This window comes from Macrococcus equi, assembly GCF_047426745.1.
In the GTDB taxonomy this organism is placed as follows: Bacteria; Bacillota; Bacilli; order Staphylococcales; family Staphylococcaceae; genus Macrococcoides; species Macrococcoides equi.
In genome coordinates, this window is sequence record NZ_CP179732.1 from 2,145,693 (window position 1) to 2,163,636 (window position 17,944).

Here is a 17,944-nt window from a genome sequence, read left to right on the forward strand (position 1 = left end):
CGATAGAGCTATATTAGATAATCTTCCAAATTTATCTCTCCATAAGATGCTTCATACTTATCAATAAATTCTTGGGTCTCCAGATAAATATATTTAGCAAGTTCCGGTTTGACAATAATATTGCTAATTTTCTGTTCTTCATCCGGACCTTCAAATAAATATTCTAAAATAAATGAAATTGGACTTGAACTAATAGTTATATGATTTACGTAATGTAATGAATAATCAATTTCCTTGATTTCATTATTAAGATGTGAAAATTTTTCATTAGGAAATCTTTTAATTTTATACTCTATTTTTTCAAATTCCTCAATTACATCAGCAATAATTCCATTTATCAATTTTGCACTAACGATATTCATTACCACGCGATATTGATTAATGATTCCATTATTATCCAACTGTTTAAAGCTAATAATAATATCATCGCATATTTCTTCGACACTTACATAATTAAAATAAAGATGCTCTCCATTAAAATTTAGTTTTGAATTTTTCTTTTTAAACATATCCTCTTCTCACTTTCTATTTCAACGGATTATCCTGGTTGATTAATATTCTCTCTATTTTCTTTGTTGTTCCGTCTGTTTTAAGCTCAATAAACACTCCACTTAAAACGCCACGTCCTTTATCTGGTACGACATGTTTCACCGGCATAGAGGTTAAGAAACGATGAATGACTTCATCCTTATTGATACCTAATATACCATCATAATACCCTGTCATTCCGACATCAGTAATAAATCCTGTACCTGAATTCAGTATACGGTTATCGCTTGTTTGTATATGGGTGTGTGTCCCCACAACAACACTCGCACGTCCATCTACATAATAACCGAACGCACCTTTTTCACTCGTCGTTTCCGCATGAAAATCAACGAAGATATAGTCTGTTTCTTTTTTTGCCACATCATATAAAGTATCAAACTTTTTGAACGGGCAGTCAATTTGCTGCATAAAAGCACGTCCTTGTAAATTAATGACTGCTATTTTCTTATCGTTAAACTTTATAATTTCCATCCCTTTCCCTGGGTTATCTTCAGGATAATTGGCTGGACGAACCATTTTTACATTGCTATCTAATAAGTCGTAGCTGTCACGTTGACCATATGTGTGATTGCCAAGCGTTACACAATCTACACCTAATGTCATCATTTCTTTATAAATCTTTTCTGTAATGCCACGACCATGCGCAGCATTTTCACCATTCACAATAGTTATATTAGGTCCATATTTCTTCTTAAGTTGCGGTAAATATTCTGTGAGCATCTCTCGACCAATCGAACCTACAACATCACCTATAAATAATATTCTCATAATTGCCTCTTTCTTTCTGCACGTTTCATTTTAACTCTCAGATAACATATATAACATAAAAATATACCTAGAATCAACGTGAGTAAGGGATAAAAGATAAAAAGATAGAATATGTAGTGACTGATATGCTGTTCTGGTAATGTCTTAAAGCCGACTAGATTCAGTCTATTATTCCATACACCGTCTAAGTTAATCGTTTCAAGCGTTGTTTTCCCGTTTATGTTTTTAGCATGACTTTGTATCGCGACATATTGAATAACATTTTTGTTTTGGTTAAAGACCATGAGCAATGTCTCACCTGTCGAAATTTTCTTTTCAAATATAATCGGCGTTTTAATATAATGATGATTTATATCTTCACGTGTCTTAATATCAACATTTACCTTATCCTTATTGATATAAATTTCTTTTACATGCTTTTTAGCAATTTGCTCAATAATTTGTATACTTTGATCACCAAGTTGATATGTACGGCGATATGTTTGACTTGTTTTCATTAACTGTTGATAATCTTTTAGACTGTGTGCGACTATCTCTTTACCCTTATCATCAGTGAAAATATGTTCAACCGAAATCATATCAACATTTATATTATCATCTGCATTCACTTCATTAATATTATGTTCATCAATAATCAATTCAGTTAATAAACGTTCTTTATACGCTTGTTGTCTATTATGATGAAGTTGATATGCTTCTATTATAGGTAGTAAAGATATCAAAATTAATATTGCGCCTATACCTAAATAAATTTTTACACGTTTTTCCATAGCTTAACTCCTTAAATAATATATATACCTATAATATTATCATTTGAAAAGGCAAATTGAATACCAGTATCAGCACTGCAAAACAAGGTATGAAACGAAAAAAGAAAATCTCTAATCATTGTATTTTTATCATATCCGAGGGTCACATCACCCATATTTTATTCATTAATATATCATACATTTCCAGTATAACACTATTTTATCTCACATAAAAACAACCCTCAAAGCCTTATGGCTCTAAGAGTTGTTCTATTTATCACTATTATTTCGCGTATTCTGTGCAATGTTTTTTATAAATCGTTCTATTCATTTCAAAACCTTATGTATCAAAGGTTTAAGAACTATTACTTGAAATATCTTGTTTCTATGCTTTGCCCATTTTACCATAAGTCTGCCCATTTTTTGCCCATAAAAAAATCACCCACTAATTAAAGTGAGTGAGCAAAGGACAGTGATAGCAATGAAATAGATATGACATTATAGATCAAGAGATATAACAACTAACGCATGGTATTTCATTAGTTATTTTAAGGCTATGCCCTAATACATTAATTATACTTTTACACCCTACTATTTGCAACTGTGTGCGATTGTATTAACTTTAACTAACAACTACCCACCTTTTAAAAGTTTTCGTGCTTAAAATCGGAATGAGAAGCGGGTATTATTAAAAATATTAGTATAGCTCGGGGATACTTTTCATAATCTTCAATAAAGATTTATCTTCTAATTGATTTTTCCTTAATAATTCAATTTTGATATTATTGAAATCTATTACTAATGATTCAGGTGTTAAATCATATTTTCTTATATTTTTTGTGATGATTTTCTTCAGTTCTAAATCAAAATACATTTCTATAGAATCCTCATCTTTTTCAAGATCTACTAAGATTAATGTATTATCTTGAAATACAATTACCCTTTCGCATTTAAAACCAGTAGCAAAATCTTTAACACCGTCTAAATATATAAGTGAATTATCGTCAAGATAATCTAAATTATTAAGTGTTTCTAATGTATCACCCAATTTTTCTTGGAACATTGAAGCATTGTAACCTTTATCATTACTGTATAAATTAGATAAAACCTTTTTGATCTCAATCATTTAATCACTCCTATTATTTTATTTAGTACACTTTAATAATACAAAAACCATCTAGAATAATCTATCAACATTCTAATAAGTTGTTGTGTTTTGTAAAAGTAATAGGTTGCAACTCAGTTGCGTTAGGTAAAACGTTTAAACCGTTGATATAAAAGCTTTTACGGTGCAACCCTGTTGTGTTCGGGAAAACTATAAAAAGGTTGCATGATTGCAACATTAAGCAACGTATTTCACGTTAAGTTTTGTTAGGTTTTATGTTAGCTTTTGTTAGCATATATGTTTTCATCTTCTAGCATTTTCTAGCATTTATGTTTTCACAATGTAGTAATTTGTAGTATATAGTTTTCGTATCCTAACATTTCCTAATATTATGTTTTCACGTGCCGACATTTGCCAACAATTCACTTCCAGGTGTCATCATTAGTCATCATTTTTTCCTAGCACGTCAACAAATGTCAACATAGTCCCGACGTCGCGACATATCCTAACAAAAAAGCTACCATACAAATTAATGTACGGTAGCAATCGACCAAAATACCTCGACGTATCAATATAATAACTGACATGAAGTAAACAGCCTTTTATTGACTATCTAGTCCATTGTTATATTATGATCGCGGATATAGACACGTAAAAACCATATATATTATATCATGTATTTCTCTTTTAGGGTGTCCGAAATGTCCGATTCTCTTTTTTTAGGCGTTAGAAATGTTAGAAGTTTTCTTTTTTTTAGGGTCTCGGCTTTCTCGGTTTCTTTTTAGGGGGTCGATATTGTCGACTTCTTTTTATGACTGCCGAAAGTGCCGATTTACTTTTTTATATAGTTAAGTTCATTAACTTCTTTTTAGGGGGTGTAAAATCGGTAAATGTCTTTTTAAGGGGTCTAAAACTTCTAAAACTATTTATATACCTTACATATCTTTTTAATAAGCTGTACTTCTAATTGTCTTATTCTTTCTCGCGATAAATTCACCAGTTTGCCGACTTCTTCTTGACTTTTTCCGTCTAACCTCTCGAACAATATCCATAGCTCTCTATCTGTAAGCACCTTTTCAGCGTCATCAATGAGTTGTCTATATTGATTATAGTATTCTAACCCCTTTGATTCCGCTTCAACATCTTTTATATTTACATGTTCCTGGTATTCATCGGATATATTAAAAAAATCATCATCGTCAATATCCTTTGATACTAATTCACCATTAACAATAGTAAAGCCTGTTAGTTTAATATCCTCAACAACCTTATGGAACGTTTTAATAAAGTGCCTTAACTCATTAAATTCATACATAAATACACCTAATTAATTTCTTTCTCTAAATCTTTAATTAATGTTTTTAATTTAAAACCATGATATATAACTCCATTAGTCGCAAAATATTTCTTTATACATTGCTGTTCATTAAGGGGGTATCTAGCTATAACCCTTTGAAGTATTTTCATATAGATTTCAGATCTAGTTTTATAACGTTCCAGTGCGTTCTTTTGTTCAACTATCCATATCACTAATTCATCAACACTCACGCTTACAGAATGCAATCCTATATCCCCCGTTTCAGTATGCGATGTTGATAGATGATACATGTCATTTATTTGTTCGGATAATACTTTTATTGTCTTATTTATGTATACGGGATTAAATTTTGTTAATATATCGTGTTCGACAAGTCTCTTTGTATCTCTATATACAAACACACTTTTAACACGTTTAAGCTTCATACACACCCTCCCTTAATATCAAGATAGGGTATGACATCATTGTCACACCCTGCCATTGCATTTACTTATTTTGTTCTAACCACTTCAAAAACTTTTTACGATTGATTACATACTCTTTAAATGTGCTTTCTTTTTCCTGTACCGCTTCTTTATAGTTATCAATGACTTCTAGTATTACTTTGCCTTTCTCGTCCGTGAGACGTGCGTCTTGTGGCAAATTATTGATGCCTTTGTTCATGTTCACATCATTAATGTGTCGGATATAATAGTTTTCGGCTTCTCGTACACCTTTAGCACTTAATAACTCGGTTACATATTCACGTTCCTGGTTTAGTTGTTCTTGTGTATATTTTCCGTTAAACATAATAGTTCCCCCTTATAAATACCTTTCAATGTTTTCATTCATGTTGATTGATAATTTATCAGCTGTATAAATATTAGTGTCCATCTTTTCTAAGCGTTCAATAACTTGTTTATATGCTTCGTGCTTATTACCATATATCATTTTATTTAATTCATCTTTATTCATTTTTAGTCTTGTTAATAGAAAGGCTCTTTCTTGATCGTGCAAGCCATCAATTTTATTAGCAAATAAGTGTAAGCTTGATAACAAGGCTATTGCTTTCATTTTATCTCTTGATGCTAGTTCCATTTTCTCACTCAAGATAGCACTGATTGATGATCCAGTATCAGCATTCATTAACTCAAGAGATAAATCACTTTGCAAAGTTTGAGTATGATATACACGTTTGCTTATTTCACTGTTATCTAAATCGTCTGAATGTGCAATCTGTTGTTTAGCACGTTCAATCGCTTTAATACGTTTAGCCTGGAATGATTCATTTTCACTTTGGATAGATTGCTCTACCTTTGCCTTTTCTTCGTCATAAATGGCTTGTATGCCCTCTTTTAATGCTTGAGGTGTGTATGTGTCCTTATACTCATTTTTGAATGCTTCAGCACGTTCTTTAACGGTCTGTGTGAATGTTTCTGCTTTTGACATTGGTTGAATGTTGTTCAAATGTAATAAAACATCGTTAATCGGCTCGTCTATAATTCCTACTTCGTTTACAATATTGTTTAATTCGTTATTCATTTTAAAATCTCCCTTTTTTGTTTTGTATTATTTGTGGTTTTAAATCATCTACAGTTACTTTACTTTGTCCGTTTATCATTGCTTTTCTTAGACTTGCTACTTGTTCAGGCGGTGCGTTGGTTACATCAATGAGATGACCGTCAGCGTTCTCTAAATAGTCACGCCCGTTAATACGTTTGATATAGGTCATTGTTATCTCCTTTGGTCTACGTATTGGTTTATGCCAGTTCTTTAATATGTTTTTCCGCTTCTTCTAACGATTCATAACGTGTTTGTAATACATTTATTCTTGACTTAATTGATCGTTTAGCAATCCTAAACTGTTGTTTATTTCGACAATAAAAGTAGCCCATTTTACCGCCTACACTTGTTGAGCCTATCGGCAATCTGTAGAACGTCACTAACTCGGATATAAGTTGTTGTAATGTCCTGTGATATGATTTGTCTTTGCCTAGCTGTTCAAGTATCTCACTTGATGAAATAACATCTTGCTTACTGTTGAAAATTACGTTTACAACGTCAGCGTGTGGCTGTGTAAACTTCAACCCTACAACATTACCGTCTTTGTCCTTATACCGTTTCATTGATATCTCCTTTCTTTTGTTTTTAGAAGCGGTCAACTACATGCTTCTAATTCTCTAAATATTAATTCCTGTACGCGTTGGCGTCTTTTTTTACGTCTGACTGACATGTTATTAATTCGTTCTTGTTTGTTGTGCTTCATTTCAATCAATATTGGATCAACAAATTCTTCTTTTTTTATCCCTAACTTTTTGTTCATGTATCGTTCTTTTTGTTTCAGCTTTATTCGTTCTATGTTACGTTTTCTATATTCTCTGTAATATTCTGATCTGTCTTTTTTTACAGTCATTTTAACTACCTCCAAATTTTAATTTTAAGGGGGTATTTAGAGACTTTAATATCTCAGGATGTAATACTCTTGTTGTTAAAGTCTCTCGAAATACCTATAAAATAATAAAGAATAGTTTGTTAGAATGGCGGTAATGTTCTATAATCATCACTAATGATTTTTAATACTGTTGTTTGCGTTCTATCGAATATCCTCGATTTGATACGTTGCATATTCTTATTTTTACTAAAGTCATCATCACTTAGATTAGTAGTGTATATATTAGCTTTGCCCATTCTAACCTCAATGATATTTTCAAGTGTATTCACTTCATAAGTCGTTCCACTTGTGACCATAATGTCGTCCAGGATAAACACATCACATTTTTCTATCATTTTGAAAATTTCGGTTCCTGTCATATCATTGCCTTTATCCATTGTTTCTCTAATTTTTCTCATTAAGGTCGGGAATGAAATGAAATACACACTAAACCCTCGTTTAATGAGTTCTTTACCAGTTGCGACTGATAAATGTGTTTTACCAGTTCCCATTGATCCAACTACTGCTAATGTTCTTAGATTTTCTTTATCTAATGATGTCGCGAAATATCTAAATCCCTGATATAAGTTTCTGATATTGCTATTCAAGTCTTTTTCAAAGGTTTCAAAGGTACATTTCTGTAGGTTATCGGGTATTTTGCTTTGATTCCAATAGAAGTGTATCTTTTTGACTTGTTTCGGTTTAACCTTAGCTTTTACGTTGCAATCGCATATTTTAACTTCATCATCGTTAAATATTGCAATATCACATGGTCTACCGCATTTATCACATTTAACGTTATAATCAACGCTTAATAATTCATTACTGACTTTACCAGTCTCAAATAAGTATTTATGCAATGCTATAGGATCACCTATCTCAAAACCTTTGTTGATAATATCTTTCATTGCTATGCCTCCTAGAAGTATGATTCGTAAGCTTTCATTTCTTCATCTGTGAATGAGGCTATCCCACTTCTATCTTTCTTTAATTCAAGAGATTGATATGAAAGGTCTTGTCTATCATATTTATTTAATACTCCATTCCTTTCGTTGTTATAGTTATACGATTGTTTCGGTTGATTGCGTTTATCCTCGTATTGTTCAACTGCTTCAAGTGTCATTAATTGTTGTTTACGCCATTCTTTTGTAAGGTAGTCGATAAATCTATAATCACGATTACCAGCAATAGCCGACTTCTTAATGGCGTATAACATGATTTCTTTACCGAACATATCAAAGTCGTCTGATAATTTATTAATAACGGTGTGTGGTGGTGTTGCTTGTATGTCACTTTGATATAGTCCTATCACTTCAGCAAAATCATTTTTTGGCTCTACAACAACTCTAATGTCTTTAATGTCTTCAATGCCTTTTAATGACTTGTCTGTGTTCATCTGTTGTTCATCTGCTGTTCTTTTGTTGTTCATCTCTTGTTCATTTTGCTGTTCAGTTTGTGGCTTAGTAGTTTGATAAACCTCCCAATTTTCAATGGTTACAACAGTATATTTGTTGTTCGTTTTCCTGTTTATTATTGATAACTTTTCCAATGTTTTTAACTTTCTTTCCCATGTACTTTCTGATAACTGATATTTAGGTGGGGAATTAAGATTTAATTCATTAGTTGCAACCTTTCTTCCCCAAACAAATTGGCCTTTTTTAATGTTTATAACATTGTTATCTATCAACACTTCTCTATCTCTGTGAGAAGCTTTAAAAATACAATAGCTAAATAATTTATATAAATATGGATCTGTGAATATTGCATGATTCATAATATCTCTATAAAAAAGTACATAGCCTTTGTTTTTATTGCTCATACATCACTCCTCCGCTTCTTTCGTTCAACACTATAAATCTGTTACAATATGAATATGAATAATTTTGCTATTATTCTATGCTCTATCAGTGCTTTGGTTGGTGTCTGATAGGGCTTTTTTATGTTCTTTAATCATCTTGAGGTTTTCCATTCTAAGTTGCGACATTCTAATTTCTGACCTCATAATACGTGCAAGTCTGTTTATTACTTCTTGATATAATTCAAAATTAAAGTTCAATTCTGCTTCAGCTTCTTTTGTAGTTGTGTGGAATAAAAGCCCTTTTTCATTCATGGCTAAATGGATTCCAGGTGCTACTTCTCCAAATATTTTCACCTTAATATACCTCGCAAGTCCTTAATATCCGCTTCAAAACAACCGATTGATGCCCCTGTAAAACCCTCAACAAGCTTCTTCATTGCTTCAAGTGGTAATGTAGCGATAATTTTTTCTTGCCCCGCTTCTCTAAGATTATAGAAACCTACTACAGTACGTTTAAATGTGAATTGTTTCATTGTCCTACCTCCTATTATTCATCTTCCCAAAGATCGTTTTCTGAAATGTAGCCCTCAATATCTAGCCCAATTTGTCTTAATTTGTCCGTTTGATATTCAACAAACTTAACTAATTCCGCCACACTTTTTTCATTGTATTTTAAAAAGTCATTACTATCTGTTACCGCTTCATTGCACGTTTTCAATGTCTCTCTAATGTCTGTAAGTAAACTATCATCATTTGAATTAAAAGATATTTTATTATCTTCTGTTACTTCGTCATTCATATACATGCAACATAAGGGCTCAATCTCATGTTCAATAACGCTGATAGCATGTTCAAGTTCATTTTCCAATACTTCTTGTCTTGTTGCTGGTCTTGTGTAAATATGACCGTCTATGACTTTCTCAATAACATGGTTTGAATTTCCATCTATTACTGTTTGGAAGTTTACCGCTAACTCGTTTAAGTATTTTTGGATTTTTGCACTGTTTGAATTGTTAATTTTTGAAACTTTCATAATATTACCCCCCCTAATTTTTAATAGTGCTTTCCATTTTGTTCGTGCAAAAACTTATTGAAATTTGCTAAATGTATTAGTTTACAGTTAGCTGATACACTGATTTCAATATCTTCATAACCTAATTCTTTAGATCTTTTGATAAGTCTGTATGCGGTAGTGCGACTAATTCCATAAAGCTTCGGTATAGCTTTAACCTGTGCATATTGCGGTGTAAATTCTTTAATTTCTTTTTCACTCATCACTGTTATTTCGGGTGTTGGTGTTGGTAACTGGACTATGTTTGTCATCTAATTCACCTCCTTTAATTGTCTGATTGGTTCAATTCCTAAAAATTCGTTAGGAGTTACACCAAAATATTTTGATAACTTTAATACTGTTTGAGTGTCGGGGTTATTTGTTTTTTGATGGTATAACAAATGAATTGTATTTCTTGATATACCTGTATCTTCGCTCACTTTAGTGCCTGAAATACGTTTCATTCCCATTAATACACTTAGGTTATTCGTCATTTATATCACCTCACTTTTGTACTCATTAACAAGATTTGTATCTTGCATACTTAATTATTACATCATGTTTTTATTATTGTCAACAAAAATAATTGTTGTATTTAGAGTACAAATTATAACTTAGACGTGGTATATTATTTTTGAGGTGAATTATAAAATGAAATTTGGAGAAGTAATAAAAGAGCATAGAGAAGGTTTTGGCGTGTCTGTTAAGAAGTTTTCAGATGTTACAGGGGTATCAACTGCCTACATTAGTAAATTAGAGAACGGGAAAAGGAATTTTCCTAAAGATGAAATTATATTCGGATTATTATATGGATTTAATAAATTTTTAGAAAGTAGTTATGGGAGTAACACGCCATGGGTGGATATAAACAGTGGATATTTAAAAGATGTATTGAATGAAATAATTACAAGTGAAGATAGTCCTATTAAAGACACTGATATCGATGAATACTTTGACAGATTTAAAAGTTTTTGCATCAAAAAAGATGAAGAAAACTTAAATAACAACGCAAAAATATCTAAAGAAATATACGAAAACAAAATAGCTTTAAAAAAAGATTCAGTTAATAAAAGTGTGATTGATCAACCTTATTACGATTTAGAGTGGTTACTTACTCAAAACGAAAATGAAGTTTTTTACGGTAGAAATTTTATTTTTAAAACTGATGTTCATTCAAAAAACTATAATACCGAAAGTGATTTCTATTTTTATAACAAGTTAACGCCAAAAGATCTAAATACAATTAAAAATTTAATAGATATATTTTTGGATAATAAATATACTTTTTACAAAAATAAAGAAAAATTATTTAATATCATGACTAGTTCTGATAAAGAAAAGATTAATGAAGAATTGTTAGAATTACTTTTTGAGGAGGGATAATCATGTGGTGCGAGGAGTTCCAGGATAAAAACGGTATAACTAAATACCGCTTCATAGAAAAGTATAAATGCCCTCTTACAGACAAGTGGAAGCGTACAAGCGTTGTAATGAATAAGAATACTAAACCCTCTCAAAAGGAAGCGGAGAGACGCTTACAGACTAAAATACAAGACAAGTTAAAGGTTGATAAGTTAAAGGACATTAAGACACTTACATTTCATCAAGCACTTATAGAATGGCAGGAACACTATAAGACACATAGTGGGAATAAAGCTTCAACTATCAGAACGTATATACCTAAGTCAAATAAGCTATTAAAGTTATTTAAAGATGATATATTAATCGCTAACATTACCCTACCTTATGCACAATCTAAATTTGATGATCTGACTAAAGAAAAGCTATCATCTCAATACAATCGTGATGTATTGATGATATTCAAGAACATAATGAAACATATATCAAATACTTATGGTGTTGAATTTGAATACCTGGATAAGTTAATCGTTGGTAAAAAGGCTAAAACCGTTGATGATGTCAAAGCAAAGAAAGAAAATTATCTTGAAACAAGCGAGGTTAAAAGCGTTGTTGAGGAGATACGATTATTCGGCAATCGTAAACAGTCAAAGCATAACCATAGATATTATAACTATATCGCTGATTTGATTGAGTTCATGGCTTTAAATGGTATGCGTGTCGGTGAGGCTTTAGCAATCCAACCGCATAATATTGACTTTGAAAATCAGACATTAACGATAGACGGTACTATTTTATGGACTTCAAATAAAAAAGGTGAGTTCGGTATTAAAGAGACTACTAAAAACGATTCAAGCTACAGGACTATCAGTATCAATAAAAGAAGTTGCGATATTTTAAGAAAATTGATACTTGAAAATAAAAAGTCTGCTATGTGGGAAGATACTTATAACGATAGAGGTTTCGTGTTTACTAATCATACTGGCAACCCTCTTTACTTTGGTCGTATTAATGATGTCTTAAAGTTAGCTTGTGAGAATTGCGGTATAAAGAAACGCGTCACAACTCATACATTAAGACATACACATATATCTATTTTGACACAGAACAATGTACCTCTTAAATCTATTATGCAACGTGTAGGACATTCAGATCACCGTACAACATTACAAATATACAGTCATGTAACTGATAAGATGAATCAGGAATTAAAAGAACAATTAGAAGCGGTTGTATTATAAAATACCGTTTCTTTTTTGTGCTTAATTATCAAGTTTTTTCACAGTATGCCCATTTTCTGCCCATTTTTTACGTGTACAAAAATAAAAACAACCCTCAAAGCCTTGTGGCTCTAAGAGTTGTTGTTTATACTGCTATTATTTCGCGTATTCTATCGCACGCATTTCTCTGACGACTGTCACTTTGATGTGACCAGGATATTGTAATTCTTCTTCGATTTGATTTTTTATATCTCGAGCAATTCGATGCGCTTTTAAATCATCAACATCTTCAGGTGAAACTATGATACGAATCTCACGTCCTGCCTGAATTGCAAATGACTTTTCTACACCGTCATAACTTTCTGATATCTCTTCTAATCGTTCTAGACGTCTCACATAATTTTCTAAAGTTTCTCTTCGTGCACCCGGGCGTGCAGCACTTAATGCGTCTGCAGCTGCTACCAGCACTGAAATGACGCTGTTCGGTTCAATATCACCATGATGTGAATGAATAGCATTGATAACTGTAGCATGTTCACGATATTTCTTCGCTAAATCTACACCAATTTCAACATGTGATCCTTCTACTTCATGGTCAATCGCTTTACCGATATCATGTAACAATCCAGCACGTTTGGCTAACGTTACATCTTCACCTAATTCAGCAGCTAGCATACCTGATAGATGTGCTACTTCAATAGAATGCTTTAAAACATTTTGTCCGTAACTTGTACGGAACTTCATACGGCCTAATATTTTCACTAAATCCGGATGTAAGTTATGAATACCTAGTTCAAATGTAGCAGCTTCACCTGCTTCACGAATAATTTCATCAACAGATTTACGTGCTTTTTCAACCATTTCTTCAATACGTCCCGGATGAATTCTACCATCTGAAACTAATGCTTCTAAAGCTGTTTTTGCAATTTCACGTCTGATTGGGTCGAATCCAGATAAAATGACCGCTTCAGGAGTATCATCAATGATTAAATCTATACCTGTCAGCGTTTCAAGCGTACGAATATTTCGGCCTTCACGTCCGATAATTCTACCTTTCATTTCATCATTTGGCAGGTTAATCACAGATACTGTAGATTCAGAAGTATGTTCTGCTGCTAGTCTTTGAACTGTAGTCGCAAGTACCATCTTAGCTTTTTTATCAACTTGTGATTTAGCTTCTTGTTCTTTTTCTCTAACCATTACAGCGATATCATGTGTTAATTCTTCTTCAACCTGATCAATAATTTCCTGTTTTGCTTCTTCTTGCGTCAGTCCGGAGATGCGTGTTAATTCTTGTTCATGTTTTACTATAATTTCTTGCACACTTTGCTCTAACGCATCTACATGTTGTTGTTTTTCTTCAATTTTAGATTCTTTTTGTTCTAAAAGCTCATCTTTCTTATCTAAAAGTTCACTTTTTCGATCTAAATTCTCTTCTTTTTGAAGAAGTCTTGCTTCTTGTCTTGCAAGGTCTGAACGTCGTTCTTTAAATTCACCTTCTAAACGATCGCTTCTTACTTGAATTTCTTCCTTTGCCTCAAGTAATTTTTCCTTTTTTAGACTTTCAGCTTCTTTGTTTGCTTCACCAATAATATGATCAGCCGTTGTTCTGGCCTGCATCTGCTGATTAGTTAAGCTATTCTTTGCTAATATGTAACCCACACCAACACCTAGAATTATACCAAGCAAAATGAATAAGAGGTTTAATAGCATGACATAAACACCTCCTTATTTGCTTTTTCATCTAGTTATATCAAAACAATGTATAGAATGAAGTTATTCATATACAAATTAATTGTACGTTTAAAAAGTTAAGTGTGTCAAGGTAAGTAAAAAATTATTTAACGTATATTTAATTAATTGTTGAAATATTACAAAAATCCGAATGATATACATAAATAATTGTGTATATCATTCGGATAAAACATTTATACTAATTCATCATCAAATAAATCATCTGTTTCAGGTTCTGATGGTAATTCTGTTTTAGGAGCGTCCTTATCTTCTCCGATACCCATCGCTTTTCTAATCTTCATATCGATTTCATCACGTACTTCAGGATTCTCACGTAAGTAAGTTTTAATATTCTCTCTACCCTGACCAATACGTTCTCCTTCGTATGAGTACCAAGCTCCAGATTTTTGTAAAACTTCATATTCTGCACCTAAATCGACCATTTCACCTTCTCGTGAAATACCTTGTCCATACATAATATCCACTTCTGCTACTTTGAATGGCGGCGCTACTTTATTTTTAACAATTTTAATTTTAGTACGATTACCCACGATGTCTTGTCCTTGCTTTAACTGTTCAGCACGACGAACTTCTAAACGTACTGATGAATAGAATTTTAATGCACGACCACCTGGTGTAGTTTCAGGGTTACCAAACATTACACCAATTTTTTCACGTACTTGGTTAATAAATATCGCGATCGTGTTCGATTTTGAAACCGCACCTGATAACTTACGTAATGCTTGAGACATCAAGCGTGCCTGAAGACCCATATGAGAGTCACCCATTTCACCCTCGATTTCTGCCTTCGGTGTTAATGCAGCAACTGAATCGACTACAATAATATCAACAGCACCACTACGAACAAATGCCTCTGCAATTTCTAAACCTTGCTCACCATGGTCAGGTTGAGATAAATATAAGTTATCAATATCTACACCTAATTTTTGAGCATATACAGGATCTAAAGCATGCTCCGCATCAATAAATGCAGCAATCCCACCTTGTTTTTGCACTTCAGCAATCGCGTGTAATGCTACAGTTGTTTTACCAGAACTCTCAGGACCATAAATTTCAATGATTCTGCCTTTCGGATATCCACCTATACCTAATGCATTATCTAACGTAATAGAACCAGAAGATACTGCAGATACATTATGTGCTGTATTCTCTCCAAGTTTCATTACGGCACCTTTACCGAAAGATTTTTCCATATTTTTAATTACAGTATCTAAAGCTTTTTGACGTTCACTCATAAGTTAGTTGTCCTCCTAAAATTTATATATCATTTTGTTGTAAAATTAATTGTTGTCCTCTTTATCAAAAGTAAATTTAACTATTATAATGTATAGATATTTTTATTTACCCCTTATAAAAATTTTTCAACCTCGTTACTCACTACATATAATACTATACGCATATTCAGGAAAATAAGCAAGTAAAAAGCGAACGCATGTTTGTATTTTTTATTTTTTTCCTTAAAAAAGGGGAACAGAATAAACAAAATTTATTTTACTTAAGTATTTAATGATATTTTCAAAAAAATGGTTTAAATCATTACGTAATAAAAAAAGAACTAAGCACAGCTTAGTTCAAGAATTATTTAGAATTTTTAAAGACGTTACGTCCATGATAAAAATATTCAATTCCAGATAAAATTGTAAAGAATACTGCAATATACATTAATGGATAACCCAGTTTGAAACCAATAAATTGATTAAATGGTTCATTGAGTAATAAAAACGTCATCGCAAGCATAGTTACTGCAGTTTTTATCTTTCCTAATTGACCTGCTGCAGATACAAAACCTTGTTCAATCTGTAATAATCTTAATCCTGTAACTGCAAATTCTCTAGCAATAATAACAATAGCCATCCATGAAGGAATTAATCCTAACTCAACAAGTGCAATGAGGCCACTAGATACTAATAATTTGTCTGCCAATGGATCAAGAAATTTCCCCATGTTCGTCACAAGCTGCCATTTTCGTGCTAAGTATCCATCTACCCAGTCTGTTAAAGAGGCAAAGATAAAAATTAGTGCTGCGATAAACTGTTCTATGCGCATAACATCACTGCCGAAAACGGATAGTTTACCCATGTTGAAATCGGCTAATAAAAATACAAGAAATACTGGAATAAGTAGCACACGCGCTACAGTGATTTGATTTGGTATATTCATTTTTTTCTTCCTTTATTTTAAATATTGTTTACTTAATCACTTTAAAGAAATATGTTCGTGTGATTAAGTTTTCTGCTTCTTTTGGCACCGTAACCTTCTTATCGTTGATATATACAGATAATGAAGTTGAATTACCTGAAATCAAGGTAATACTTTCAACATCTTTATCGATTTGCATTGTTTCCTGTTTCATTTCTTTATATGCATAATTCTTCTTTTTATTATCAAAAACCTGTACCCACGTAGGGATTTTAGAATCTACTTTTAACGTTATTTTATCCTGTGTCTCAACTTCATAAGCTAAATTAGAGCCGTCAAAATTCTTATAAGTTAATTTAAGCGGTTCTATTAATTTTTCGTCGTTCTTCTTTTGTTGCGTCTCTTTTTTTGATTTATCTTCTTTTGATGTGATAACTTTCTCATCATTTTTCTTTTCAACTGTTACATTACGACTCTTATTAATATCTTCTGCATGCCATTCACTATTTCGATCAGTAATGATCAATTGAGAAAAAATAAGCCATAATAAAAACAGCACCGTAATAATACCAATTATCCAAAGTAACAGCTTTTGAGCACCGCTATCATAATGATTAATGGGATGATCACTTTTTATTTTTTTACTCGCTTCCTGTGCGCTTAACTTCCTAATAGGTAACTCTTCCTGATGCTCAGTGATTAATTGCTCGGCATTTAGATTAACCGCTTTGGCATATTTCTCAATAAATCCACGGGTGTAATCAGGATTCGGTAAATTTTCGAATTCATTTTTTTCAATCATTTCAATGTATTTCTTTTGAATTTTTATTTTTCTTTCTAAATCAATTAATGTCATTCCAAGCGATTCTCTTTTAGAACGCAAAATTTGTCCTATTAATTTCATACGTGCCTCCTTTAAAGCTTAAAAGAACGCAAATTCATCATTATCAAATAAGTTATTGTTTGATACTTGCTCATAAGTGATTTCCTGATCAACTGTTTCCCTTAATTCAATAATATAATCAAAATCTTCTAATGTATAGTCTGTCTTCTGAACAAATAAATCAGGGTGTTCTATGACTTTAGTGGTTGGCAATGACATGACTTCGCGCACTAGATTAAGGTGTTCTGCATTTTGTTTAATTGTTAATGCACCATCAATGATAAAAATATGTTTATCATCATACTCACCCTTATATAATTTATTTCTAACCGTCTGTTTGATCATTGTAGATGAAATAAACAGCCATTTTTTGTGGGCACATACACTTGCTGCAACAACTGATTCAGTTTTACCTACTCGAGGCATACCTCTAACACCAATGACCTGATTACCGTCTTGTTTAAATAACTCAGCCATTAAATCAACTAGTATTCCTAAATCCTTACGAATAAATTTAAAAACATGTTTATTGTCGATCGCACGTTCAATGTGCTGTCCATGACGGACTGCTAAACGATCCTGCAATAAAGGTTCACGTAACTTAATAATTTCGATATCTTCAAGTTGCGAAATAATTTGTTCAAAACGCGTCACTTTTTCCAGGTTATCTGTTTTAATTAAAAGTCCTCTAACGCCTTGATCAACGCCATTTATCGTGATAATACTGATGCCCAGTACACCAAGCAGACTAGAAACATCACCTAAGAGACCTGCTCTATTAACTTTAATTTCATATTCCAGATACCACTCTATTGTTCTCTGATCAGTAGTCAAAAATAT

At 32.2% G+C, this 17,944-nt stretch carries 25 protein-coding genes; 2 read left to right on the top strand and 23 right to left on the bottom strand.

Going from position 1 to position 17,944, the window contains the following annotated elements; all coding sequences use genetic code 11:
* Positions 1–8 precede the first annotated feature (8 nt).
* The 18 genes from ACMGE6_RS11365 to ACMGE6_RS11450 all read right to left on the bottom strand — a co-directional run bounded on the left by ACMGE6_RS11365 (position 9) and on the right by ACMGE6_RS11450 (position 10,242).
* Complete coding sequence (locus tag ACMGE6_RS11365; protein ID WP_414053865.1) at positions 9–509, bottom strand: DUF3467 domain-containing protein; 501 nt, start codon at positions 507–509, stop codon at positions 9–11.
* A gap of 16 nt (positions 510–525) precedes the next feature.
* Positions 526–1,317, bottom strand: a complete 792-nt coding sequence (locus ACMGE6_RS11370; RefSeq protein WP_414053866.1) for a TIGR00282 family metallophosphoesterase — start codon at positions 1,315–1,317, stop codon at positions 526–528.
* The gene (locus tag ACMGE6_RS11375; protein WP_414053867.1) at positions 1,314–2,087 is read right to left on the bottom strand and encodes a hypothetical protein; all 774 of its coding nucleotides are present in this window, start codon (positions 2,085–2,087) and stop codon (positions 1,314–1,316) included. Before ACMGE6_RS11375 ends, ACMGE6_RS11370 begins: the two co-directional genes overlap by 4 nt.
* Positions 2,088–2,763: 676 nt before the next feature.
* A complete protein-coding gene (locus ACMGE6_RS11380; RefSeq protein WP_414053868.1) occupies positions 2,764–3,192 on the bottom strand; it encodes a hypothetical protein in 429 nt (142 codons plus the stop codon).
* A gap of 901 nt (positions 3,193–4,093) precedes the next feature.
* Positions 4,094–4,486: a sigma factor-like helix-turn-helix DNA-binding protein gene (locus tag ACMGE6_RS11385; protein ID WP_414053869.1), complete on the bottom strand. Its 393-nt coding sequence runs from the start codon at positions 4,484–4,486 to the stop codon at positions 4,094–4,096.
* Positions 4,487–4,494: 8 nt separating this feature from the next.
* Positions 4,495–4,914 (bottom strand): hypothetical protein, encoded by a 420-nt coding sequence (locus tag ACMGE6_RS11390; protein WP_414053870.1) that lies wholly within the window; start codon positions 4,912–4,914, stop codon positions 4,495–4,497.
* A 61-nt stretch (positions 4,915–4,975) separates the two neighbouring features.
* Complete coding sequence (locus tag ACMGE6_RS11395; RefSeq protein WP_414053871.1) at positions 4,976–5,278, bottom strand: hypothetical protein; 303 nt, start codon at positions 5,276–5,278, stop codon at positions 4,976–4,978.
* A gap of 12 nt (positions 5,279–5,290) precedes the next feature.
* On the bottom strand, positions 5,291–6,010 hold the full coding sequence (locus ACMGE6_RS11400) for a hypothetical protein (RefSeq protein WP_414053872.1): 720 nt from the start codon (positions 6,008–6,010) through the stop codon (positions 5,291–5,293).
* Position 6,011: 1 nt separating this feature from the next.
* Positions 6,012–6,200 (bottom strand): hypothetical protein, encoded by a 189-nt coding sequence (locus ACMGE6_RS11405; RefSeq protein WP_414053873.1) that lies wholly within the window; start codon positions 6,198–6,200, stop codon positions 6,012–6,014.
* Positions 6,201–6,228: 28 nt separating this feature from the next.
* Positions 6,229–6,594, bottom strand: coding sequence for a hypothetical protein (locus ACMGE6_RS11410; protein ID WP_414053874.1), 366 nt, complete (start codon positions 6,592–6,594; stop codon positions 6,229–6,231).
* A 32-nt stretch (positions 6,595–6,626) separates the two neighbouring features.
* Entirely contained in the window at positions 6,627–6,881 is a 255-nt protein-coding gene (locus ACMGE6_RS11415) for a hypothetical protein (RefSeq protein ID WP_414053875.1), read from the bottom strand.
* Positions 6,882–7,000: 119 nt separating this feature from the next.
* A complete protein-coding gene (locus tag ACMGE6_RS11420; protein WP_414053876.1) occupies positions 7,001–7,807 on the bottom strand; it encodes an ATP-binding protein in 807 nt (268 codons plus the stop codon).
* 11 nt (positions 7,808–7,818) lie between these two features.
* The gene (locus ACMGE6_RS11425; RefSeq protein ID WP_414053877.1) at positions 7,819–8,718 is read right to left on the bottom strand and encodes a DnaD domain protein; all 900 of its coding nucleotides are present in this window, start codon (positions 8,716–8,718) and stop codon (positions 7,819–7,821) included.
* Between the two features lie 75 nt (positions 8,719–8,793).
* A complete protein-coding gene (locus ACMGE6_RS11430) occupies positions 8,794–9,051 on the bottom strand; it encodes a hypothetical protein (protein WP_414053878.1) in 258 nt (85 codons plus the stop codon).
* On the bottom strand, positions 9,048–9,230 hold the full coding sequence (locus ACMGE6_RS11435) for a hypothetical protein (RefSeq protein ID WP_414053879.1): 183 nt from the start codon (positions 9,228–9,230) through the stop codon (positions 9,048–9,050). The genes ACMGE6_RS11430 and ACMGE6_RS11435 overlap by 4 nt, the downstream gene beginning before the upstream one ends.
* Before the next feature lie 14 nt (positions 9,231–9,244).
* On the bottom strand, positions 9,245–9,730 hold the full coding sequence (locus ACMGE6_RS11440; protein WP_414053880.1) for a hypothetical protein: 486 nt from the start codon (positions 9,728–9,730) through the stop codon (positions 9,245–9,247).
* A 20-nt stretch (positions 9,731–9,750) separates the two neighbouring features.
* Positions 9,751–10,020 carry a hypothetical protein gene (locus tag ACMGE6_RS11445; protein WP_414053881.1) on the bottom strand — a complete coding sequence of 90 codons (270 nt, stop codon included), beginning with the start codon at positions 10,018–10,020 and terminating at the stop codon, positions 9,751–9,753.
* Entirely contained in the window at positions 10,021–10,242 is a 222-nt protein-coding gene (locus ACMGE6_RS11450; protein ID WP_414053882.1) for a helix-turn-helix domain-containing protein, read from the bottom strand.
* Positions 10,243–10,399: 157 nt separating this feature from the next.
* On the opposite strand from ACMGE6_RS11450, the gene ACMGE6_RS11455 reads away from it, so the two are divergent.
* A complete protein-coding gene (locus tag ACMGE6_RS11455; RefSeq protein WP_414053883.1) occupies positions 10,400–11,131 on the top strand; it encodes a helix-turn-helix domain-containing protein in 732 nt (243 codons plus the stop codon).
* A gap of 2 nt (positions 11,132–11,133) precedes the next feature.
* Positions 11,134–12,348 (top strand): tyrosine-type recombinase/integrase, encoded by a 1,215-nt coding sequence (locus ACMGE6_RS11460; protein ID WP_414053884.1) that lies wholly within the window; start codon positions 11,134–11,136, stop codon positions 12,346–12,348.
* Positions 12,349–12,483: 135 nt separating this feature from the next.
* Here the strand turns inward: ACMGE6_RS11460 and rny are convergent, their stop codons facing one another.
* The 5 genes from rny to ACMGE6_RS11485 form a co-directional block, all read right to left on the bottom strand.
* Complete coding sequence (gene rny, locus ACMGE6_RS11465; protein ID WP_414046566.1) at positions 12,484–14,040, bottom strand: ribonuclease Y; 1,557 nt, start codon at positions 14,038–14,040, stop codon at positions 12,484–12,486.
* 215 nt (positions 14,041–14,255) lie between these two features.
* Positions 14,256–15,317 carry a recombinase RecA gene (gene recA, locus ACMGE6_RS11470; protein WP_414046567.1) on the bottom strand — a complete coding sequence of 354 codons (1,062 nt, stop codon included), beginning with the start codon at positions 15,315–15,317 and terminating at the stop codon, positions 14,256–14,258.
* Positions 15,318–15,660: 343 nt separating this feature from the next.
* Positions 15,661–16,242, bottom strand: coding sequence for a CDP-diacylglycerol--glycerol-3-phosphate 3-phosphatidyltransferase (gene pgsA, locus ACMGE6_RS11475; RefSeq protein WP_414046568.1), 582 nt, complete (start codon positions 16,240–16,242; stop codon positions 15,661–15,663).
* Between the two features lie 28 nt (positions 16,243–16,270).
* Positions 16,271–17,125 (bottom strand): helix-turn-helix domain-containing protein, encoded by an 855-nt coding sequence (locus tag ACMGE6_RS11480; RefSeq protein ID WP_414053885.1) that lies wholly within the window; start codon positions 17,123–17,125, stop codon positions 16,271–16,273.
* A gap of 18 nt (positions 17,126–17,143) precedes the next feature.
* Complete coding sequence (locus tag ACMGE6_RS11485; RefSeq protein WP_414048018.1) at positions 17,144–17,938, bottom strand: DUF3388 domain-containing protein; 795 nt, start codon at positions 17,936–17,938, stop codon at positions 17,144–17,146.
* Positions 17,939–17,944: the final 6 nt, after the last annotated feature.